Source organism: Pseudomonas sp. PSE1(2024), from assembly GCF_050990555.1.
In the GTDB taxonomy this organism is placed as follows: domain Bacteria; phylum Pseudomonadota; class Gammaproteobacteria; order Pseudomonadales; family Pseudomonadaceae; genus Aquipseudomonas; species Aquipseudomonas aphyarum.
This window is the reverse complement of record NZ_CP158967.1, coordinates 3,788,184-3,808,074: the sequence shown is the minus strand read 5'-3', so window position 1 is coordinate 3,808,074 and position 19,891 is coordinate 3,788,184. Positions and strand designations below refer to the sequence as shown.

Annotated in this window: 22 protein-coding genes; 9 read left to right on the top strand and 13 right to left on the bottom strand. The window is 59.4% G+C overall.

The features are described 5' to 3' along the window. Positions 1-79: 79 nt before the first annotated feature. Entirely contained in the window at positions 80-1,621 is a 1,542-nt protein-coding gene (locus tag ABTV87_RS17115; RefSeq protein WP_433897985.1) for a phospholipase effector Tle1 domain-containing protein, read from the top strand. Then, the gene (locus tag ABTV87_RS17110; RefSeq protein ID WP_433897984.1) at positions 1,621-2,274 is read left to right on the top strand and encodes a DUF2931 family protein; all 654 of its coding nucleotides are present in this window, start codon (positions 1,621-1,623) and stop codon (positions 2,272-2,274) included. The genes ABTV87_RS17115 and ABTV87_RS17110 overlap by 1 nt, the downstream gene beginning before the upstream one ends. Before the next feature lie 566 nt (positions 2,275-2,840). On the opposite strand, the gene ABTV87_RS17105 is transcribed toward ABTV87_RS17110, so the two are convergent. The 3 genes from ABTV87_RS17105 to ABTV87_RS17095 all read right to left on the bottom strand — a co-directional run bounded on the left by ABTV87_RS17105 (position 2,841) and on the right by ABTV87_RS17095 (position 4,856). Then, the gene (locus ABTV87_RS17105) at positions 2,841-3,080 is read right to left on the bottom strand and encodes a hypothetical protein (protein ID WP_085602893.1); all 240 of its coding nucleotides are present in this window, start codon (positions 3,078-3,080) and stop codon (positions 2,841-2,843) included. Positions 3,081-3,144: 64 nt separating this feature from the next. Then, positions 3,145-4,248 carry a DNA alkylation repair protein gene (locus ABTV87_RS17100; protein WP_221534324.1) on the bottom strand — a complete coding sequence of 368 codons (1,104 nt, stop codon included), beginning with the start codon at positions 4,246-4,248 and terminating at the stop codon, positions 3,145-3,147. 2 nt (positions 4,249-4,250) lie between these two features. Then, positions 4,251-4,856 carry a glutathione S-transferase gene (locus ABTV87_RS17095; RefSeq protein ID WP_433897983.1) on the bottom strand — a complete coding sequence of 202 codons (606 nt, stop codon included), beginning with the start codon at positions 4,854-4,856 and terminating at the stop codon, positions 4,251-4,253. A 409-nt stretch (positions 4,857-5,265) separates the two neighbouring features. Here ABTV87_RS17095 and ABTV87_RS17090 point away from each other — a divergent pair, with 409 nt between their 5' ends. The 3 genes from ABTV87_RS17090 to ABTV87_RS17080 all read left to right on the top strand — a co-directional run bounded on the left by ABTV87_RS17090 (position 5,266) and on the right by ABTV87_RS17080 (position 7,820). Continuing rightward, positions 5,266-5,670 (top strand): TraR/DksA family transcriptional regulator, encoded by a 405-nt coding sequence (locus tag ABTV87_RS17090; protein ID WP_039767046.1) that lies wholly within the window; start codon positions 5,266-5,268, stop codon positions 5,668-5,670. Between the two features lie 228 nt (positions 5,671-5,898). Then, positions 5,899-7,503 (top strand): methyl-accepting chemotaxis protein, encoded by a 1,605-nt coding sequence (locus tag ABTV87_RS17085; RefSeq protein ID WP_433897982.1) that lies wholly within the window; start codon positions 5,899-5,901, stop codon positions 7,501-7,503. A 113-nt stretch (positions 7,504-7,616) separates the two neighbouring features. Further along, positions 7,617-7,820, top strand: a complete 204-nt coding sequence (locus tag ABTV87_RS17080) for a hypothetical protein (protein WP_085602902.1) — start codon at positions 7,617-7,619, stop codon at positions 7,818-7,820. A gap of 6 nt (positions 7,821-7,826) precedes the next feature. On the opposite strand, the gene ABTV87_RS17075 is transcribed toward ABTV87_RS17080, so the two are convergent. Both ABTV87_RS17075 and ABTV87_RS17070 read right to left on the bottom strand, forming a co-directional pair. Further along, positions 7,827-8,063 carry a DUF2789 family protein gene (locus tag ABTV87_RS17075; RefSeq protein WP_007950543.1) on the bottom strand — a complete coding sequence of 79 codons (237 nt, stop codon included), beginning with the start codon at positions 8,061-8,063 and terminating at the stop codon, positions 7,827-7,829. 39 nt (positions 8,064-8,102) lie between these two features. Continuing rightward, positions 8,103-8,366 carry a hypothetical protein gene (locus ABTV87_RS17070; protein ID WP_085602904.1) on the bottom strand — a complete coding sequence of 88 codons (264 nt, stop codon included), beginning with the start codon at positions 8,364-8,366 and terminating at the stop codon, positions 8,103-8,105. Between the two features lie 408 nt (positions 8,367-8,774). Between ABTV87_RS17070 and ABTV87_RS17065 the strand changes: the two genes are divergently transcribed. The 3 genes from ABTV87_RS17065 (at position 8,775) to ABTV87_RS17055 (ending at position 10,581) form a co-directional block, all read left to right on the top strand. Next, complete coding sequence (locus ABTV87_RS17065) at positions 8,775-9,245, top strand: hypothetical protein (RefSeq protein ID WP_007950541.1); 471 nt, start codon at positions 8,775-8,777, stop codon at positions 9,243-9,245. Then, entirely contained in the window at positions 9,242-9,439 is a 198-nt protein-coding gene (locus tag ABTV87_RS17060; RefSeq protein ID WP_085602906.1) for a hypothetical protein, read from the top strand. The genes ABTV87_RS17065 and ABTV87_RS17060 overlap by 4 nt, the downstream gene beginning before the upstream one ends. Positions 9,440-9,567: 128 nt before the next feature. Next, positions 9,568-10,581: an ABC transporter substrate-binding protein gene (locus ABTV87_RS17055; protein WP_115078290.1), complete on the top strand. Its 1,014-nt coding sequence runs from the start codon at positions 9,568-9,570 to the stop codon at positions 10,579-10,581. 37 nt (positions 10,582-10,618) lie between these two features. Here the strand turns inward: ABTV87_RS17055 and ABTV87_RS17050 are convergent, their stop codons facing one another. Further along, positions 10,619-12,751 carry a TonB-dependent receptor gene (locus ABTV87_RS17050; protein WP_433897981.1) on the bottom strand — a complete coding sequence of 711 codons (2,133 nt, stop codon included), beginning with the start codon at positions 12,749-12,751 and terminating at the stop codon, positions 10,619-10,621. Positions 12,752-12,844: 93 nt separating this feature from the next. Continuing rightward, positions 12,845-13,231, bottom strand: a complete 387-nt coding sequence (locus ABTV87_RS17045; protein WP_085602912.1) for a DUF2946 domain-containing protein — start codon at positions 13,229-13,231, stop codon at positions 12,845-12,847. A gap of 94 nt (positions 13,232-13,325) precedes the next feature. On the opposite strand from ABTV87_RS17045, the gene ABTV87_RS17040 reads away from it, so the two are divergent. After that, entirely contained in the window at positions 13,326-13,766 is a 441-nt protein-coding gene (locus ABTV87_RS17040; protein ID WP_007950535.1) for a DUF3995 domain-containing protein, read from the top strand. Here the strand turns inward: ABTV87_RS17040 and ABTV87_RS17035 are convergent. The 6 genes from ABTV87_RS17035 to ABTV87_RS17010 are packed head-to-tail and all read right to left on the bottom strand — an operon-like array spanning position 13,763 to position 19,802. After that, entirely contained in the window at positions 13,763-14,125 is a 363-nt protein-coding gene (locus ABTV87_RS17035; protein WP_007950534.1) for a Na+/H+ antiporter subunit G, read from the bottom strand. The two genes, ABTV87_RS17040 and ABTV87_RS17035, sit on opposite strands and share 4 nt — an antisense overlap. Then, complete coding sequence (locus ABTV87_RS17030; RefSeq protein ID WP_007910754.1) at positions 14,122-14,400, bottom strand: K+/H+ antiporter subunit F; 279 nt, start codon at positions 14,398-14,400, stop codon at positions 14,122-14,124. The genes ABTV87_RS17035 and ABTV87_RS17030 overlap by 4 nt, the downstream gene beginning before the upstream one ends. Beyond that, entirely contained in the window at positions 14,397-14,885 is a 489-nt protein-coding gene (locus tag ABTV87_RS17025) for a Na+/H+ antiporter subunit E (protein ID WP_007950533.1), read from the bottom strand. The genes ABTV87_RS17030 and ABTV87_RS17025 overlap by 4 nt, the downstream gene beginning before the upstream one ends. Continuing rightward, on the bottom strand, positions 14,882-16,561 hold the full coding sequence (locus ABTV87_RS17020) for a monovalent cation/H+ antiporter subunit D (RefSeq protein ID WP_221534341.1): 1,680 nt from the start codon (positions 16,559-16,561) through the stop codon (positions 14,882-14,884). The genes ABTV87_RS17025 and ABTV87_RS17020 overlap by 4 nt, the downstream gene beginning before the upstream one ends. Then, on the bottom strand, positions 16,558-16,902 hold the full coding sequence (locus ABTV87_RS17015; RefSeq protein WP_003192163.1) for a Na+/H+ antiporter subunit C: 345 nt from the start codon (positions 16,900-16,902) through the stop codon (positions 16,558-16,560). The genes ABTV87_RS17020 and ABTV87_RS17015 overlap by 4 nt, the downstream gene beginning before the upstream one ends. Then, positions 16,902-19,802, bottom strand: coding sequence for a monovalent cation/H+ antiporter subunit A (locus tag ABTV87_RS17010; RefSeq protein WP_221534342.1), 2,901 nt, complete (start codon positions 19,800-19,802; stop codon positions 16,902-16,904). The genes ABTV87_RS17015 and ABTV87_RS17010 overlap by 1 nt, the downstream gene beginning before the upstream one ends. Positions 19,803-19,891 lie beyond the last annotated feature (89 nt).

The following is a 19,891-nucleotide window of genomic DNA, read 5'->3' as shown; positions in this document are numbered from 1 at the left end:
GCGGCCACGCCTTGCGTCCCCCGATTTCCGCTGTCACCCTTCGGCCCGTTCTTCAAGGATCAGAAGAAGGAATCAAGGATTGAGTGGCTACATTCCCAACCCGCCTAAAAACTATCGCAACAAAGGAACCGACCCCGTCGATATTCATGCCCAGCGTTGGGCTGAGTATGAGAAACACGGGAAGGAACCTGCATCGGCACGTGAAAAAATCGGCATAGCCCTGCGGATCGGAGTGTTCTTCGATGGGACGGGGAATAATGCCAATAACGCTGCGGCCGGACTTCTGTGTGGTGCTCATCATCCGATAGCGGCTAAAGATATCGATGCAAGCTGCAAGCCGTATATGAGTGATCCGGATAGTAGTTATGGCAATGATGTCAGCAATATCAAAAAGCTGAGTGAGCTGTATGACACGCCTGAGGCAGCCGAAGGTGAGGGCACGCGAAAACGTGCTTTTCGCATGGTGTATGTCGAAGGGATCGGCACCCTTTCAGGTGAAAAAGACAGCACCTTGGGAGCTGGTACTGGGCGTGGCGAAACCGGAGTTGCCGGTCGTGTTCAATCTTCGTTCGTATTGATCAAGCAGCGGATCAAGGAGGCGCTGGACGAAAATCCGGGCTGTGAAATTGTCTCCCTGACATTCGACACCTTCGGCTTCAGCCGTGGTGCGGCAGCCGCTCGGCATTTTGCAAATGAAGTCGTGCGCGGCAAACAGGGTCCTTTAGGAGAGATCCTTCGAAATAACGCAGCTTCCTTGAGTTCGACTTTCAGCGATCAATATAAAAGCGATATCAATATGGGATTTATAGGCCTGTTCGATACCGTTCCTTCCATTGCTGGCTGGTCCAATTTGGGCAACATCAAAAGCCCCGTTGCAACAGGTATCAAGCTTTATCTGGATCAACGCTATTTCACTGATGTCCTCCAATTGGTCGCGCGTGATGAGTGCAGGGGAAATTTCGCCCTCAGCTGTGTAACGCCAGATCACCAGGAGATTATTTTGCCCGGTGTTCATTCCGATATTGGTGGGGGCTACCTCGAGGAAGCGGATGAGTGCGTACTCGTCAGCCCGATGCAGACGCTTGAGGAGTCGCTTAACACTGATGTCGTAACCACCTCGATTTATCAAGATGCTTTAACTGTGAAAAATCAGTGGCTCGCCAATGGCTGGCCTTCAGAAATGCTGGAAATCGTCACGCCACCGCCACTCCTTATGCCGAATAGTCCACAGGATCGATCTAGTCCACAGATCAAGCGCGTCTATGCCGCCGTTCAGCTCAAACGCCCTGTGAGCGGGATGCTTTCCAGAGTGTGTTTACGCGTGATGCATCAACAGGCGAAAGCCAAGGGAGTTCGCTTCAACGATATTCCTGAGACTCCCGAGTTTTCTATTCCTGCGGAGCTTCAAGCTTTGTGTGATCGTTTTGTCTCTGGCGACTACAGCACCACCCCACAAGAGGAGCAAATCCTCAAACTCAAGTACATTCATACGTCAGCCAACTGGAACCACCCACTTGGCCGAAGGGATGGAAGTGGCGTGAAAGCGGTTTACATCAACGCTCCCACGTCAGATGCAATTCGAGTAAAACACCCGCACGTACCTGACTGGACGCTTTGGTAATGAAGCTACTTGTAACCCTGCTGTGCACACTGCTCACGACCGGTTGTTCCGCAGACCCGCTTTCAGCGAAAAACGACCCAAAATCCCCATGGTGGGAGCTGGGTTTCACAGAGCCTCACTACATGAAGGTTTGGGTGGAAGATACTTCGGTGGAAGACATCAAAGGAAAAACGTTCCTACGCACCGGCGGGGGATCCGCCTCGGGCGGGCAACCAGAGGATGGCACAGAGTCAGCCCGAGGTTGGCATGGCGTAGGCGGCTCTGCAAAAGCAGTGGTAGGGGCCGATCTTCCCAAGCGTATCTTTGTTCGTTGGCAATCTATTGTGGAGCCTCAGACCTATCGTGTTTGGGTTGAAATACCGGAAGAAGCCAGGCAGTTGATGCTGACATCTGTCAACCAGCGATGCGCGAAAACGCCGGAGGAAACGGCGACCTATATTTCTTCAGTTTATCTGGGGTTGGCGCCGGGCGGAGTTGTGCAAGTGTGGGTTAGGGACTCTTGTCATCACCCGGTCAAAGTGGCTAGGGCGCAAGCTGAGATTGAACCGCTGGGTCCAAGCCAAGGCAAAAACCAGGGACGTTACGCCTATCCGGTCAGTGAAAAATCCAAGCGTTATATCGAAAAATTCGGCATTCCTTATGGCAGTTGGTAATTCTTGGAAAACGGGGGTGAGTCGAAGAAGATAGGACGGATCTCTTGATAAATAGATGCGTCCTGTTTTTTGCATGTTTTTTTTGAAACGATCCTTCTACAGTGATCGAATACTGGATGCCACTTTGAAGATAATAAAAGCTACTCGCTTTGATGACGTCGACCACGACCTCGGGTATGAGTATCGTGGTTATAACTATGAAATACAGAGCGAAGAGGACATGTTTCTGATCAGGATTTACGATGACGAACCCGGACAGGCAACGGTAGTGCGCCCGACATCGATGTCTAAAAATAAAAAGCTCAGAACGCTAGTCGAGCTCTTACAATCCGAGCTGGGAGTGTCCAGGGTTTCGCTTTACCAGGGGGATATAGGGTGTTGAACCGAGATCGATCTTGAAAGTTTGACATTCCTTCCCGCCTGAAGCCGGCTGGAGGGATTGCCAAGCGTCTGTAGATACTTCTGGTAAAAAACAGTCAGAAAGTAATTTCGTCCCTGTTTGAAAGGTTGCGAAAAGTTGAAGGCGTCCAGCTGGATCAAACGGAATAACGAAAAAATTTGCAGGTTTATCTCTTGTTGAACATTTCATACACCAATTTAGCCAGCTCCTCTGGTGATGTTGTCTCTTTTCTCAACACTTCATAACCGCGATCTCGCGCAACGATAGCCAGTTTTCCTGAGTCGGAAATTTCAATATATGGCCCGCCAAACTCATCGGCTTCAGTAGTGAGCGGGAAGCTGTTGTACGGATTTCTCTGTTCAATCGCATATTTAAAAAAGCAATCGATTGTTTGTTCAAGCTTCATGGCCAGGTCCTCTTTTTACTTTGTTGGCGTCCGAGAGCAACGTCAGAGAGGAACTTACAGTTCGTCAGCAGTTGATATCAACCGCTGTACTCCCCAACCGCTCCCCATTAACCACCACATGCACCGCATGTATCCCCGCATAGTGCTTCCGCGTAGTGAAATCCTTAATCACCTGCCGCCGCGCAACAACCTCACTCCCAAACCCCGCCAACTCCAACATCTTCAACTTGAAAACCTTGGCCGATGTCCCGCCATTCGCCTTCACATAGTCAATCGCATAATCAATCACCAACCGCTGCTCCACTGGCACCAACGACTTCACCGTAAACGACAAGGTAATCGTCTCCCCAAGCCGCACAATCGCCGGTTCCACCTTCACATCCAGCAACTCAACCTCAGCCTTCGCCCCTGCGCCTATAACTGCTAGCGCCCGCAAATCCCCCTGTTTGATCAAACTCCGCAACGCATGCTTGGCAATCCACGCCGTTTGCTTGTTCTCCAGCGACCACCCCTCAACCGTATCCAGCACCCACTCCGGATGTTCTTTCGTCACGTCATTCAAATGATTCGCCACGGACTTGCGCACATACAAACTCTCATCCGCCTTCAACCGGTCGAGAATCCCGGCAGCCAACAGCGGATCAGCCTGCACCGATTCCAGTCGAAACGACCACGGCAGACGAGGGCGGCTGCCTTCGCTGGCAAGTCTTCGGACGTGGTGGTTTTCGTCTCGGGTCCAGTCGTGCATCAGTTCCAGCGAGCGTTCCAGGTCGCTGCGCAGGAAGTGGCGGATGGCGAATTCGGAGGAGCCGAAGGTGGTGAAGTACTTCAGGGCGTCCATCGATGTATCGAACGCGTGCGTGCCGTAGCTCGCGACGTAGTGCGGAAGGCACATGCTGACGAAGCCGCTGTTCAGGCGTGGGGCAAGTTCGCGTAGTACGTCGAGGGAATCTGCGTAATCCAGCGGGAGCACGTGATGCAGGCTTTCGCTGACGCGGGCCATGCGTTGCATGACGGAGAGATCGGCGAGGCCGTTATGGGCGTGTTTGAGAAATGCTTTGGCCTTGAACGCCGGGTACACGGCGCTCATTTCTGTGGCGATGTGTTGCAGGCGTTCGGCGTTGAAGATTTCTTTGAGGGCCGGGGCGGCGGTTTCGGTTGTGCTCATGGTCAGGTCATCGGGGTGCTGATGAACGCTTGGGTACTTTCGGCGTACGCGGTGTATTGGGCGATGCGCGGGAAGCGATCCGCGTCGATCTGGTCGGGGACGACGAGGCCGGTGAAGCTCCAGGCGACGGCGAGGGTGATGCCGTCCTGTTGGAGGGGGCCGTCGGTGGGCAGCGGGTGTTTTTCGAGTTCGTGTTCGAGGGCGGTGAAGGCGGCGGCGAGTTGGCCTTCGACGCGTTCGACCCACGGCTGGTACTGGATGTCGGTCGGGCGCAGGTTGCGTTCGTAGTAGAGCTGCACGGCTTTTTCGCAGGCGGCGAGGCCGAGGCCGATCAGGCGCAGGGCTTTGACCCGTTGCGACAGGTCGGCGGGCAGCTGGGTTTTGCCGGAGAGGGATTCGAGGTAGTCGAGGATCAGGGTCGAGTCGATCAGTACTTCGCCGTCATCGAGCACCAAAGTCGGGGCCTTGACCACCGGGTTGATCTGCTGGAAGCGCTCGAAATGGCGAAACACCGATACCGGGTCGTGTTCCAGTTCAATACCCAGGCACTTGGCGGAGATCGCCACGCGGCGGACATACGGTGAGTCGAGCATTCCGATCAGTTTCATGACGCGTTCCTTCAAGTCGAACCGGGGAGGGCATAACGTAGCCGAGGTTGGGGGGATTTGTCAGTCTTTGGAAAAGGCTGCTGTCGCCGTCAACGACCGTAACGAATTGCGACAAAGCGCCGCTCGTCCGACGTTTGTCTTCTATATACAGCCGCTCGACTGAATTTCTTGCTATAAACGCACTCCGATGAGCGCTGTGAAGCCGGTGTCAGAGCAGTTTCCGGGCCTTGTCGGACAAATTCCCGGTATTTACAGTTGCTGAGGCCTCAAACGGGCCTTAGACTGCCGCCCCTTCGTAAATTGAGTGCCGGGTGGCGTTTGCAATAAACGATGCCTTTCCGACGACCGCAGGCGGTTCGCCGGAACGCTCCCTAATTCGCCTTAATGCACGTTTTTTATAGAGATATCAATGACAAAGGACAAGTTGCTGGCCATGCCGGCAGATGACTACATGAATGCCGAGCAACACGCTTTCTTTCAAGAGCTGTTGCAGAACATGAAAGTCGAAACCCATGAGCGCATTGAGCAGAACCGTATTGCCATCGAAAGCCTGGACACCCCGGCTGACCCGGCGGACGCCGCATCGGTGGAAGAAGAGCGCACCTGGCTGGTAAACGCGATCGATCGCGACCAGCGCATGCTGCCGCAACTCGAGCAGGCCCTTGAGCGTATCAAGGAAGACAGCTTTGGCTGGTGCGACGACAGCGGCGAGCCGATCGGCCTGAAACGTCTGCTGATCAGCCCGACCACCAAGTACTGCATCGAAGCTCAAGAGCGTCACGAGCAGATCGACAAGCACCAGCGTCAGGCCTGATTCCTGAGGCGACCCCTTCAATGCGGGTCGTCGCGAAAAGATCGCAGCCTTTTGCAGCTCCCCCGGGAGCTGCAAAAGGCTGCGATCTTTGCTTTTTCTCGTCTGCCGGAAAGTCCCCGCACGATTCCATTGACCTGCCACAGACCCACGACTAACGGACCATGGATAATGGCGTTGTAGTGGCGTTTAATGCAGTCACAACAATGAGAACAAGCGTGGGGTAACGAAATGACGAGAGATGGATCTCTGGTTGCGGCTCTGCCTGCACCAGTTGTTTTGCCGAAGAATCGCTGGCTGACGCCGACCCTGCAAAGCATCGCCCTGATGCTGTTGCTGGCCGGGATGAGCCTGGGCGAATGGCCCTTGTACGTCGGCATGCCGCTGGCGGTACTGATTGTCTGGCTTCCGCGCCTGCGTTCCCGGGCGGTCCCCGATGCGCAACCTGTCGACAGCAGCAGCGCGATGTCCGAGCTGACTCGCGATCTTTCCTACACCACCAGCCATAACGCGCTGTCAGCCGCCGGCGTGGCATTTTCCGTCAAGGAATTGGCCGGCAAGCTGCAATCGCAACTCGACGCCGCCGCGCAGATCGTCAACAACGCTGAAGTCATGATCGCCACTGAGCAGGCCACTTCGCAGCTCAGCCGCGAGGCATTGGGCGCTGCCAGCGAAGCCCATCACAGCAGCGCAGCGGGGCGCACCGAACTGGTGGATTCGATCTCGCGCATGCATCAACTCAGCCAGCGCGCCAATGCCAGCCGCGAACTGATCGAAGCCTTGAGCCAGCGCAGTGATGACATTCAGCGCGTGACGCTGGTGATTCAATCCATCGCCAGCCAGACCAACCTCCTGGCATTGAACGCCGCCATCGAAGCGGCCCGGGCCGGTGAGCACGGTCGCGGTTTTGCGGTGGTGGCGGATGAAGTGCGCGGTCTGGCGGCCCGTACCGCGACGGCCACCGGCGAAGTGGGCGAGATGGTCGCCGACATCCAGCAACGCACGGCGCAGGTGGTGGAGCAGATTCGTCAGCTCTCCGACGATTTGCACACGGGTGTCGAGCAGGTCGAACACACCGGTCAGCACCTGGAAAACATCGCGCGACTGGCGGCCGGGGTGGAAACCCAGGTCGGCGAAATCGCCCGAGGCGCAGAAACCAATCGTGAGCAGCTCGACAGCCTGTTCACCGCCATCGAGCAGATGCGCAGCGATCTGGCGATCAGCGACCAACAGACCCGGCGCCTGGCCGAGGCGGCCGTGCAGATGGAAGGGCAGGCAGAAACCATCAGCGAACGTCTGGCTGAAGTCGGGCTGGATGACTATCACCAGCGCATCTACGACCTCGCCCGCGAAGGGGCCAGTCAGATTGCCGCGCGGTTCGAGGCCGATGTCGAACAAGGGCGTATCAGCCTTGAAGACCTGTTCGACCGCCAGTATCAGCCGATTCCCGATACACAACCCGCGAAGTTCCAGACCCGTTTCGACCGCTACACCGATCAGGTGCTGCCGGCCATTCAGGAACCATTGTTGCCGCGCCACGAAGGTCTGGTGTTTGCCATCGCCTGCACGCAGCAGGGTTACGTGCCGACCCACAATCAGGCGTTCAGCCAGCCGCTGACCGGGAATGCACAGGTCGACACCGTCAACAATCGCACCAAGCGCAAGTTCGCCGACCGCACCGGCATCCGCTGCGGCAGCCATCAGCAACCGGTGCTGTTGCAGACTTACACCCGCGATACCGGCGAGCTGATGCATGATTTGTCGGTGCCGATCATGGTCAAGGGCCGGCATTGGGGCGGGTTGCGTCTGGGCTACAAACCCGAAAATCCGCGCTGAGGCATTGTTGCCGGAACTGCAATTAAGCTGTGCAGCGGCGTCGCTGTTTCCTCTTGATCCAAATCATTAACATGCCTACATAGTTAGGTTGCTAATGAAGTTGGGAGGTCAGCATGCAATGCAGAGTCGATGTCGCGGTGATGATCGGCAGCGGTGTTCCCGCCGGGCTGCGCGCGATGGGGCAAAGTGTCTGCTGGGTGGTGCTGCTCAATGGCGAGCAGCGCGGCACCGCTTTTGCCAGTCGCGACGAAGCCGAGGAGTGCAGGGCGGCGTGGCTCGCGCAATTGGGCGCCAGAGCCGGAGACAGCCTGCACTGATTGAAATCATTTGCCCCGGTGCAGGCGCACGTTAAGTTCATCGACCATCACCGCTTCTTCACCATCAGCACGCAGCCATTCCTTGAGCAATTGCGCCTGCTGCGGGCTCCAGAATTCGGCGTCGATCAGTTTGGTACCGGCTTCCAGCGGATGGGCTTCGATGAAGTCGTCGATCGCCGTTTCCTCCGAAGGCAGCCCTAATTGATCGAACAGGGTTGTCAGGTTGTAGGCAGGCAGTTCCATGGTGTGCTCCTTGAAGAATGGCGGGGTCGATCACTCTCTTTATCTGAGGTGCTCACTGGCCAGGAGTTCGATTCGCGATTCCAGTGAACGGGCGAGGGCGCAGGCGGCGTTGTGATTCTCGCGGAAACCTCTGACAAGCCCCGTCGACTTTTCCCTGATATGGAAAAAGCCGTTGCCCGCCGGGATCACCTGAAACAAAGGTGCCTGACCGCAAGACTCGATTGTAGGAACTGTCTCGAACACTGGAGCGTTCAAGGCAAAGGCGGGTTCGTGAGTCACGGCAAAATGCGTCATAGTGCACATATGAAGTCCTTTTCATGGATTGACCCGCATTTACAGGGTGTTGCGGGTAGTCGCGAACAGCATCGCTGCTCTAGAATCGCCAACACCTGTTGACGGCATGGCGCTATCTAAAGCAATTTTTTGCGTGCGATATGTCGGAAAAGTGATTTTCTTGGTGAGTTTTTTCCCTAAAGTTCGTAGTCAGTTTTCTCTGGCCGGCCGTGACGCGTTTTCCTTCAACATTTGGAGAACGTCTTTGCAGGTTTCGCGAGTGGCATTCCAGTAGTCTTGTGCAACTCGCGTTGAATGAGCACTTTGCTCGCTCAGGCGTATATTCGAGTCATCGCGCAACACCTTCGGCCTGGCCGACTTTTTCTGCCGTGCGCGCTTTTCGCGTACGGCACTCTTTTCAAGTGTGGGGATGTTTCTTTGGCAGTCAGTAACCTCGATATGCATGCTTTGTTCGTGCTGGGTGATTTGCGGGCAAAGCTGGTCAAGCAGTTTCAATCGCGTTTTGTTTACATCACCGAGCAGAACGCCGAAGGCATTTACGTTGCCGAGATCGACACCGAAAGCGCATTGGTGGTCGATGACAAACCTGGCCTCAAGCTCAAGGTCGGCGATCATTTCAGCGCATCGGTGCTGCCGAGCCGTGAAGGCGGCAAGATGGACATCCGCTTTCGCGAAATCAAAATGACCGTGTATGGTCTGGGCGACTACGCGTTTGTCACCACGGCCGACGGCCATGCCATCGTGTTCAAGGAAGGCCACAGCGCGGTCACCGTGTTTGCCGCCAACGAGCAGTTGCAGGAAGGCCTGACCAAGACCCTGAAAGCCGTCACCGCCAAAGCCGCCAAGTGGCGCAAGGGCGAACTGGTGACGTTCAAGGCCAGCGAGTGAGCCGCGCCGATTTCCATTTGCAGAACCTCGACAGCGCCCGTGAGGAAGCACGTCGATTGTTCACGGCAAAGGCTGAATTGAAGGGCGCCTGGCTGGGATGGGTCGCCTCGCAGATCTATGCCCTGCAGCCTGCGGAATACGCCAGCATGGTCAGACGCGAGCTGAAGAGCCTGCAGGAAATTTCTGAAAAGTAGCCTTGTCCGTGTCATGCCCCTGAAAAAGCAGGAACCTCGTCTACAGTCAGTTGACTGAGTATTCAGAGGCTTGCGGTCTTCTGTCAGGCCATCCTGCTATTGCTGTGAACAGCACGAGGTGCAAAAGCATGAACGGATTTCGACGGTTGCTGGCCGCTGGCCTGACCACCTTCGGCTTGATGACGGCGGTGCCTGCGGTGAGCGCGGCACAGGCGCCGATCCACTTTGCCGACCTGAACTGGGAAAGCGGAAGCCTGATCACCGATGTCCTGCGCATCATCGTCGAGAAGGGCTACGGCCTGCCGACCGACACCTTGCCGGGCACCACCATCACTCTTGAGACCGCACTGGCCAACAACGACATTCAGGTCATCGGCGAAGAATGGGCCGGACGCAGTCCGGTGTGGGTCAAGGCCGAGGCCGAAGGCAAGGTCGCCAGCCTGGGCGACACGGTCAAAGGCGCCACCGAAGGCTGGTGGGTACCGGAATACGTGATCAAGGGCGACCCGGCGAAGGGCATCAAGCCACTGGCGCCGGACCTGCGCAGCGTCAGCGATCTGAAGAAGTACAAGGATGTGTTCAAGGATCCGGAAACCCCGAGCAAGGGCCGGTTCCTCAACAGTCCGATCGGCTGGACGTCAGAGGTGGTGAACAAGCAGAAGCTCACGGCTTATGGCTTGCAGGACGATTTCGTCAATTTCCGCAGCGGCTCCGGTGCGGCACTCGATGCCGAAATCAGCTCATCGATCCGTCGGGGCAAACCGGTGCTGTTCTATTATTGGTCGCCGACGCCTTTGCTCGGCAAGTTCAAACTGGTTCAACTGGAAGAACCGCCGTTCGATGCCGAGGCCTGGAAGACCCTGACCGACGCCGATAATCCCAATCCGAAACCGACCCGTTCATTGGCCTCGAAGCTGTCGATCGGGGTGTCCACACCGTTCCAGAAGCAGTATCCGCAGATTGCCGAGTTCTTCAGCAAGGTCGATTTTCCGATTGATGACCTGAACAAGGCGCTGGCCGAAATGAGCGAGAAACACACGGCGCCCCGGGACGCAGCGGTGGCGTTCATGAAGGCGCATCCGGATGTGTGGCAGGCGTGGTTGCCGAAGGACGTGGCGCAGAAGGTCCAGGCAGGTTTGTAGCGGTGTGGCGAGGGCGTCAGGCCCTCGCCGAGTTGAATCAGAAGCGGGTTTGCACAGCCAGCTCCAAGGTGCGCGGTGTGCCGAGGTAATACGCCGGCGACACATGGGCGAACTCGGCGTACACCTCATTCGTCAGGTTGCGCACCCGCCCGGTCACGGTGGTGTGCGAATCCACCTTGTAGCTGAGGAAGCTGCCAAATAGTGTGTACGACGGCACGGTCATGGTGTTGGCCGTGTCGGCGAACACCGATGCCACATACCGAGCATCGACCCCGCCTTGCCATTGCGGCGAGAAATCGTAGGTCAGCCACAGATTGCCGACCCGGTCCGGCACGTTGGTCGGTGTGTTGCCCTTGCGGGAAACCACTACGCCGGCGGCGTTCTTTTCGTTGAACTCATCGTATTGCGCATCGACCCAGGCGAAGTTGCCTTCGGCCAGAAGCTTGTCGGTGATCCGCAGCGAGCCGGCAATCTCGATGCCCTTCGAAGTCTGCTGGCCGACCGGAATGCTGCTGGTCGGGTCCAGTGGATCCGTCACCGCGAAGTCTTTGCGCTCGATGGTGTACGCGGCCACTGTCGCCGAGCCGCGTCCGTTCAGGTAGTCGAACTTGCTGCCGATTTCCCATTGCTTGCCGGTCGAGACATCGAAGTCCTGGGTGCCATTGGGTTGCTCGGCGGCGGTGCTGTATTGCACGTACACATTGGCTGACGGAATGAACTGATACGTCAGGCCGGCGCGCCCGGTGACCGGCTCCCAACTGCGTTTGAGATGGCGCGGGTTGCTCGCGGTCACCGTGCGATGGTTGGTCACGTCGAGGTCGATATCGTCGTAGCGCAGGCCGGTGAGCAACGAAAGCTTGTCGGTCAGTGCCAGGCGGTTTTCGGCAAACAGCGCTTTGGTCGTGACTTCGTTGGTCTTGTCGCTGACAAAACCCGGCATCGTTCCGGGGATGTCATAGAAATGCCCCGGTCGGTAGTTGTTCGGGTCCACCGCGCTGGCGCCTTTGACGTTCAGCGGCGAGTTGGTGGTCTGATTGACCTTGTACTCGAAACCGCCGGACCAGGTGGTGTCGAGGCCGAACAGGGTGTTGTCGTGGCGCAGTTCGAACTGGTTGCCATTCTGCTCGCCCTGGTGTCGAACCTGATACGCAGTGGAGCGGTTCACCGCACTGTTGTCGGCGTTGTATTGATAGGTTTCCAGGTTGCGGTAATCGCGCTGGCTGTCGAGGTGATAGAGGGTGTTGCGCAGGGTGGTGCTGTCGTTGATCCGGTAGTCGATGATCGAGCGCACCCAGATCGTCCGCTGCTCGTAGCGGCCGTCCTCGACGTTGTAGTTGTTGAAGCGGTTGTGCTTGTCGATCTTCAACTCGCCGGCCTTGGGGTTTAGCACCGGGGTGCCCCAGTAAGGGCTGTCTTCGTGTTCATCCTGATATTCCAGGGCCAGGGTGTGCGACAGGTTTGGCGTCAGGTCGCTGAGCAAGGAGAACGCCACGCTCCAGGCATCGCGTTCCTGGCGGTCGATGTAGCCGTTGCTGGTGTTGTGACTGACGTCGAGACGCGCGTAATGCTGCATGTCGGCGCCGGGGTCGGTCAGCGCGTGGTTGAGGCCGAACGCGGTTTCGGTTGTGTCGTAGGTGCCGTAGCTGACCCGACCTTCTGCGGCCTGCTCGTCGCGGGTGGCCAGTTTGGTCACGTAGTTCAGCGAGCCACCGACCGAGCCGGCGCCGTTGATCAGCGATGACGGGCCGCCGACCAGTTCCACCCGGTCATAAATCCACGAATCCACGGGCCGCGCCAGTCCGCCGGAAACGTTGACGCCGTTGAACATCTGGGTGATCTGGCTGCTGGTAAAACCGCGATAGGAGACGAATCCGCCAAAGCCCGGCGGCGCACTGGCGTTCACCCCCGGCAAGGTGTTGGCCGCGTCCTGAAAGTTTTGCGAACCGTGACGTTCGATGTCATTGCGATTGGCTATCGCCACCGAGGCCGGAGTGTCGCGCACGCTGAGGCCAAGGCGCGAGGCCATGCCGCTGGACTGGTCGAGGCTCAGGCCCGGTTCGGCGCCGGACTCGCCGTCAATGGTGATCGGCGCCAGATCCACGGTGGATTGCGCCCAGACGTTGACGGACAGGCAGCCGCACAGGCTCGCCAGCAAGGTAAGTTGTTTCATCGATTGAATCCTGAATGCTTGTCTAGGAGTCAGCGCACAGGCGAACGCCGCGCGTTGGCGCAGTGGGCTGACAAATCAAAAAGGCAAGGACACTCAGGCGAGCGGTGGGGCGCGAGGATTGGCCGAAGGCCAGATGAAGCGGGCAGGGAGGTCGGCGCTGACGATGACCGGCAGCGGCGGACTGTGTTGTTCCGGCAGGATCGCCAGGGTCAGACTGGAGTTGAACGCCGGGCCCATGCCGCCGGTGGAGCACAGCGGGCATCCGAAGGCCTTGGCCAGGGTCGGCAGTTTTTCTTCGGCGGGATTCGAGGCGAGCGGCGCCTGGGTGCTCGGGTCGACGGCGCAGAACTGGCCGCCGATACCGTTGAGCTGCATGCCGACCATTTGTCCGTGACCGATGCTGCAGGCGAACACGTTGAACAGGACGCAGCAATAGAGCATCCAGGCCAGCAGTGAGCGATCGGTACGGGTGAATTTCATGGGGCGGCACTTTACCGCACCGCCGACCGGTCGTGCACATGGAAAAATGCCGACTAGGATGTTTTGTTCAAATCCCTTTAAAGGATTCTCGACCATGACCTTTGTGTTGGCTCAATGGCTGGTGACGATATTTGCGGTGATCAGCCTGATGCATGTGTACTGGGCGATGGGTGGACAGTGGGCGGCTGTGGCGGTGGTGCCGCAGGTTCCGGTGGACAACGGCGGGCTGACGCTCAGGCCGGCGTTCAAGCCGTCAGGCTGGATCACGCTGGTGGTGGCGGCAGCCCTGCTACTGATTGCCGCACTGGTGTGTATGCGAGTGGGGTGGTGGCTGCCCGCCGTGCATCACTGGGCGCTGCAATGGGTGATCAGCGCGATTGCGCTGCTGATGTTTGCGCGGGCGATCGGCGATTCGGAGCTGGTGGGGTTTTTCAAGGAAGTGAAGGGGTCGCGGTTTGCCCGGCTCGACACTTGGGTTTACTCGCCGCTGTGTCTGATATTGGGAGCCGGGCTGTTGGCTGTCGCCTGGATCTAGCTGCCGGTTTCAGTACGCCGGCTGCTCACCTCGGCCGGCACATCATCGCCGGCCATGCGTTTACGGAACAACGCCGCCCGCGCCAAGAGCAGGGTGGTCACCGGCACGGTGATCGACAGCAGAATCGGGATCAGCCATGCGTGCAGCACCGGCCCGGACTTGAGCGCGGAAAAACAGATGATCGATGCCAGCGCCACGCACCACGCGCCGAGGGTCGAGGCCAGCGCCGGCGGGTGCATGCGCTGAAAGTAATCTTTCATCCGCAGCAGGCCGGTCGCGCCGATCAGGGCGAACACGCCGCTGAGGACCAGCAGGATCGCCACCGGGATTTCCACCCAGAGAGACAGTTCAGCGTTCATTCGATCACCTCGCCACGCAGGAGGAATTTCGCCAGGGCAAACGAGCCGACGAAGCCGAACAGCGCGATCAGCAGCGCCGCTTCGAAGTAGGTGTCACTGGAATAACGAATCCCCAGGGTCAGCATCATCAGCATGGCGACGATGTACAGGTAATCCAGCGCCAGTACCCGGTCCTGCGCCGACGGGCCTTTGAACAGGCGCACCAGCGTGAGGACCATGGCCAGGGAAAACAGGAACAGCGTCAGCAGAATCGCATTCGACAGCAGCGGGCTCATTCGAAAATCTCCATCAACGGCCGCTCGTAAGTGACCTTGAAGTGCTGGATGAATTGCGCCTCGTCATCCAGATCCCAGACGTGCAGCAACAGAATGCTGCGATCCAGCGCCAGCTCCGACCACACCGTGCCGGGCACGACCGTACAGATCATCGACAGCGCCGCCAGACCGTTGGCATCGCGCAGGTCCAGCGGCACTTTGATGAAGCGTGAACGAAGCGGCCGACGACCGGCATTGAGTACGCCCCAGGCCACCTGAAGGTTCGAGACGATCACATCGCGCCCGACCAGCAGAAACAATCGCAGGATAGTGCCGGGACGGCGGATGTGAATCCGCTGCGGGCGCAGTTTGCGCATCATCAGCGGGGCGCAGAAACCGAGTACGGCACCCAGCAGCAGGTTGCCCGGGCTGACCGACAGGTTCAGCACCAGCCACAGCAACCACAGCGCAAGCGACAACCACGGAGCAGGAAACAGACGCTTCATGGTTGTACCTCCAGCAGCGCAGCCTTGGCTTCCGGGCTCGGCACGGCACGGGTGCCGAGTACCGCCATCACGTATTGCTGCGGATTGTTCAGAGCGTCGGCCGCTGCCTGGGTGTAACGCAGCAGCGGTTCAGCCTTGAAGGTCAGCGCGATGCTCAGGCCGAGCAGCAGGAAAATCGGCGTGCATTCCAGTTTGCGCAGCAGCGGCGATGGTCGCTCCTCTGGCGACCAGAAGCGCTGGATCCCCAGACGCGAGAACGCCATCAGCGAGCCGAGCCCGGTAAGGATCAGCAAGGCCAGCAACGCCCAGGCGGCATTCGAGATCGGTTCGCCCGCGCCGAGGCCCAGCGGGTTGAGCAGGGCGCCGATCAGGCTCAGCTTGCCGATGAAACCGGACAGTGGCGGCATGCCAATGATCAGCAGCGCGCAGGCAATGAAGCTCAGGCCGAGGAACGCCATGGTCCATGGAATCACCTGACCGACCACGGCTTTCTGCTCGTCGTCGAGGTTGATGCCCTTGACCGGACGTTGCCACTCCTGCGGACGCGGCAGCAGTTCGTTTTCGTCTTCCAGCGGCACTTCGATGGCGGTGCGCGAACGCTCGATCAACTCGGCCAGCAGGAACAGCGCGCTCAACGCCAGGGTCGAGCTGACCAGATAGAACAGCGCGGCGCCGATCAGGTTCGGCTGGGCGAAACCCACGGCCGACAGCAGGATCCCCGCGGACACCAGAATGCTCAGGCTGGCCATGCGTTCCAGACGTTGCGCGGCAATGATCGCCACGCCTGCGCCGGCCATGGTGGCCATGCCGCCGTAGATCAGCCAGTCACCACCAAAATACGCCGAAGCACCGGCCTGGCCCGAGAACAGCAGCGTCCACAGACGTAAAAGGGTGTAGACGCCGACCTTGGTCATGATGGCGAACATCGCCGCCACCGGCGCGCTGGCCGACGAGTAGGCCGGCACCAGCCAGAAATTCAGCGGCCACATGCCGGCCTTGGCCAGGAACGCCACGGCCAGAATCCCCGCGCCGGCGTGCAACAGGCCACGGTCTGCTTCCGGCACCAGCGGGATCTTCAGGGCCAGATCTGCCATGTTCAGGGTGCCGGTCACACCGTAGATCAACGCCGCGCCGATCAGGAACAGCGACGACGCCAGCAGGTTGATCGAAATGTAATGCAGCCCCGACGACACCCGCGCCCGGCCCGAGCCATGAAGCAACAGGCCGTAGGACGCCGCGAGCAGGACCTCGAAGAACACGAACAGGTTGAACAGGTCCGCGGTCAGGAATGCACCGTAAAGGCCCATCAACTGAATCTGGAACAACGCGTGGAAACTCGACCCGGCGCCGTCCCAACGGGCCATGGCGAACAGCAGGGCGCTGACGCCGATGATTCCGGTCAGCACCAGCATCAGCGCCGACAGGCGATCGACCACCAGCACGATGCCGAACGGTACCTGCCAGTTGCCCGGCAGGTACACGCCGATGGATCCGGGCACGCCGGTGGTCTGGGTCCATTGCAGCAGCATCACCGAGATGCCGAGGCCCAGGAGGCTGGAGAACAGGTTGATTTTCGCCTTCAGCGGTCGGTGCTTCTCGCCGAGCATCAGCATGATGGCGGCGGTCAGCAGCGGCAGCAGGATCGGTGCGGCGATCAGGTGAGTCATCGCCGTCATTCCTTGGGCTCCCTTCCGTCAACGTGGTCGGTGCCGGTCAGGCCCCGTGAGGCCAGCAACACCACCAGAAACAATGCGGTCATGGCGAAGCTGATGACGATGGCCGTCAGCACCAGCGCCTGGGGCAGCGGGTCGGTGTAGTTGAGCAGATCCTGCGGCACGCCGTCCTTGATGATCGGCTCCTTGCCGATGAACAGGCTGCCCATGCTGAAGATGAACAGGTTGACGCCGTAGGACAGCAGGCACAGGCCCATCACCACCTGGAAGGTCCGTGGCCGCAGGATCAGCCAGACCCCGGACGCGGCGAGTACGCCGATGGCGATTGCGATGACTTCTTCCATCAGACGGCTCCTTTGGCGGCAGCGGTTTTGTGGCCCCGGACCGATTGGTGGGCGAGGGCGGTGAGGATCAGCAAGGTCGAGCCGACCACCACGGCGTAGACGCCGATATCGAAGAACAGCGCGCTGGCGATATGGATGTCACCCAGCAATGGCAAGCTGAAATGCCAGGTGTGGGTGGTGAGGAACGGATAGCCGACCGCCATCGCCCCGAGACCGGTGACGGTGGCGAACAGCAGGCCGGTGCCCATCCAGCGCAGCGGTCGCAGGCTCATTTGCGCCTCGACCCACTGGGTGCCGGCGACCATGTATTGCAGGATGAACGCCACCGACATCACCAGGCCGGCGACGAAGCCGCCACCTGGCTGGTTGTGCCCGCGCATGAACAGATAGAACGACACCACCAGCGCAATCGGCAGCAGCAGGCGCACCAGCACCGCCGGCACCATCATGAAGCCGAGCGCGGTGTCGCTGGCCGAGCGCGGGTTGACCAGATCGGTGACCACGTCGGGGGCGAGCAAGCGCTGCTGGGCCGGCAGTTGCAGGCTTTCTTTCGGTGGGCGGAAGCGACGCAGCAGGGCGAACACAGTCAGGGCTACGGCAGCGAGCACGGTGATTTCGCCAAGGGTGTCGAAACCACGGAAATCCACCAGCATCACGTTGACCACGTTGCTGCCGCCGCCCTCGGGCAGGGCACGGCTCAGGTAGAACGAGGAAATGTCGTTCGGCGTCTGCCGGGTCAGCATGGCGTAGGACAGCAGCGCCATGCCGCCGCCGACGGCAATCGACAGCAGCAAGTCGCGCAGACGCCGTACCCGCGCCTTGCGCAGGCTGCTTGGCAACGGCGAAACCTCTTCGATCCGCCGTGGCAGCCAGCGCAGGCCGAGCAGGATCAGCACCGTGGTCACCACTTCGACCACCAGTTGCGTCAGGGCCAGATCCGGTGCCGAGAACCAGACGAAGGTCACGCACGTCATCAGGCCGCAGACGCTGACCATGGTCAGGGCGGCGAGACGGTGATACTTGGCTTGCCATGCGGCGCCGAGGGCGCAGGCGATTGCCAGCAGCCACAGGGTCACGAATACGATCGAGCCAGGAATCTTCGGCCGATCGCCCCAGCTCAGACTGCTGTGCAGCATCGGGATCAGGCCGGCCAGCACTGCCGCCAACACCATCAGGAACAGCTGGGCTTGCAGACGCTTGGTGCCGATCCGCCGCTCCACCCGCCGGGCCAGACGCATCATCGCAACCAGACTGCGCTCGAACATTCGCTTGCCGTTGAGGCGGCCCGCCAGCGGCGGATACTTGAAGCGGCCGCGCTTGAGCTGGTTGCGCAGTAGCAGATACAGCACGATGCCGCCGGACATGGCGATCAGGCTCATGATCATCGGTGCATTGAGGCCGTGCCAGATCGCCAGGCTGTACTCCGGCAGCACGCCACCCACCACCGGCAAGGCGGCAGCGGCCAGCAATGGGCCTACAACTTGTGCCGGGAAAATCCCCACCAGCAAACAGGTGAAGACCAGCAACTCGACCGGCGCACGCATCCAGCGCGGCGGTTCGTGCGGGGTGTGCGGCAGGTCGGTGGCAGTCGGGCCGAAGAACACGTCGACGGTGAATCTCAGCGAGTAGGCAACGCTGAACATCCCGGCAATGGTCGCGACGATCGGCAGGCTGGTTTCAACCCAGGCGGTGGCGTTGATGAACACGGTTTCGGCAAAGAACATTTCTTTCGACAGGAAACCGTTGAGCAGCGGCACGCCGGCCATGGACGCACTGGCCACCATCGCCAGGGTGGCGGTGAACGGAATCAGTTTGAACAGGCCGTTGAGCTTGCGGATGTCGCGGGTGCCGCTTTCGTGGTCGATGATCCCGGCGGCCATGAACAGCGAGGCTTTGAAGGTCGCGTGGTTGAGAATGTGGAACACCGCCGCCACGGCGGCCAGCGGACTGTTCAGGCCCAGCAGCAGCGTGATCAGGCCGAGATGGCTGATGGTCGAGTAGGCCAGCAGTCCCTTGAGATCGTTCTGGAACATTGCGCAGTACGCGCCGAGCAATAGCGTGGCGGCACCGGCGCCGCTGACGATGTAGAACCATTCTTCGCTGCCGGACAGCGACGGCCACAGCCGGGCCAGCAGGAAAACCCCGGCCTTGACCATGGTCGCCGAGTGCAGGTACGCCGAAACCGGTGTGGGTGCCGCCATTGCGTGCGGCAGCCAGAAGTGGAAGGGGAACTGGGCGCTTTTACTGAGAGCGCCGATAAGAATGAGGGGAAGCAGGATGGGGTAGAGGGCATGTGCGCGAATCAGATCGCCGGCGGCCAGGACCTTGTCCAGGTCATAGCTGCCGACCACATGGCCGAGGATCATGACCCCTGCCAGCAAGCACAATCCTCCCGCGCCGGTAACCATCAACGCCATGTAGGCGCCGCGGCGCGCGTCGTGGCGGTGGTGCCAGTAGCCGATCAACAGGAACGAGAAGAGGCTGGTCAGCTCCCAGAAGAACACGATCTGGATCAGGTTGCCGGAGATCACCAGCCCGAGCATGGCGCCCATGAACGCCAGAAAGAACGCGAAGAAACGCGGCACCGGATCGTCCGGCGACATGTAATAACGGGCATATAAAGAAACGAGGGTGCCGATGCCCAGCACCAGCATCGAGAACAGCCAGGCGAAGCCGTCCATGCGCAGGACGAAGTTCAGACCCAGGCTGGGCAGCCATGTGAATTCTTCGCGAATCACGCCGCCGTGGGCGATCTGCGGGTACAGCATCGCGACCGAGACAGTGCCGATCAGTGCGACCAGACCTGCCAGCAGGGATTCGGCGTTACGTGCGTTGTGCGGCAGCACGGCTGCCAGACAGCTGCCCAGAAAAGGCAGAAGCAGTAGAACTATCAGGGACATAGGCTTCTAATCTGCGGAAGTTTGTGAAGCATCATACGTGCCAGCTCCCGGATCGCCAAACGCGAGGATGTCTCTGAATCCTACAAAGT

Bases quoted from the DNA above. Each gene is read 5' to 3' on its own strand.
- ABTV87_RS17110 (WP_433897984.1), top strand. From the start codon at position 1,621: ATGAAGCTACTTGTAACCCTGCTGTGCACACTGCTCACGACCGGTTGT.
- ABTV87_RS17105 (WP_085602893.1), bottom strand. From the start codon at position 3,080: ATGAAGCTTGAACAAACAATCGATTGCTTTTTTAAATATGCGATTGAA.
- ABTV87_RS17100 (WP_221534324.1), bottom strand. From the start codon at position 4,248: ATGAGCACAACCGAAACCGCCGCCCCGGCCCTCAAAGAAATCTTCAAC.
- ABTV87_RS17095 (WP_433897983.1), bottom strand. From the start codon at position 4,856: ATGAAACTGATCGGAATGCTCGACTCACCGTATGTCCGCCGCGTGGCG.
- ABTV87_RS17090 (WP_039767046.1), top strand. From the start codon at position 5,266: ATGACAAAGGACAAGTTGCTGGCCATGCCGGCAGATGACTACATGAAT.
- ABTV87_RS17085 (WP_433897982.1), top strand. From the start codon at position 5,899: ATGACGAGAGATGGATCTCTGGTTGCGGCTCTGCCTGCACCAGTTGTT.
- ABTV87_RS17080 (WP_085602902.1), top strand. From the start codon at position 7,617: ATGCAATGCAGAGTCGATGTCGCGGTGATGATCGGCAGCGGTGTTCCC.
- ABTV87_RS17075 (WP_007950543.1), bottom strand. From the start codon at position 8,063: ATGGAACTGCCTGCCTACAACCTGACAACCCTGTTCGATCAATTAGGG.
- ABTV87_RS17070 (WP_085602904.1), bottom strand. From the start codon at position 8,366: ATGTGCACTATGACGCATTTTGCCGTGACTCACGAACCCGCCTTTGCC.
- ABTV87_RS17055 (WP_115078290.1), top strand. From the start codon at position 9,568: ATGAACGGATTTCGACGGTTGCTGGCCGCTGGCCTGACCACCTTCGGC.
- ABTV87_RS17050 (WP_433897981.1), bottom strand. From the start codon at position 12,751: ATGAAACAACTTACCTTGCTGGCGAGCCTGTGCGGCTGCCTGTCCGTC.
- ABTV87_RS17045 (WP_085602912.1), bottom strand. From the start codon at position 13,231: ATGAAATTCACCCGTACCGATCGCTCACTGCTGGCCTGGATGCTCTAT.
- ABTV87_RS17040 (WP_007950535.1), top strand. From the start codon at position 13,326: ATGACCTTTGTGTTGGCTCAATGGCTGGTGACGATATTTGCGGTGATC.
- ABTV87_RS17035 (WP_007950534.1), bottom strand. From the start codon at position 14,125: ATGAACGCTGAACTGTCTCTCTGGGTGGAAATCCCGGTGGCGATCCTG.
- ABTV87_RS17030 (WP_007910754.1), bottom strand. From the start codon at position 14,400: ATGAGCCCGCTGCTGTCGAATGCGATTCTGCTGACGCTGTTCCTGTTT.
- ABTV87_RS17025 (WP_007950533.1), bottom strand. From the start codon at position 14,885: ATGAAGCGTCTGTTTCCTGCTCCGTGGTTGTCGCTTGCGCTGTGGTTG.
- ABTV87_RS17020 (WP_221534341.1), bottom strand. From the start codon at position 16,561: ATGACGGCGATGACTCACCTGATCGCCGCACCGATCCTGCTGCCGCTG.
- ABTV87_RS17015 (WP_003192163.1), bottom strand. From the start codon at position 16,902: ATGGAAGAAGTCATCGCAATCGCCATCGGCGTACTCGCCGCGTCCGGG.
- ABTV87_RS17010 (WP_221534342.1), bottom strand. From the start codon at position 19,802: ATGTCCCTGATAGTTCTACTGCTTCTGCCTTTTCTGGGCAGCTGTCTG.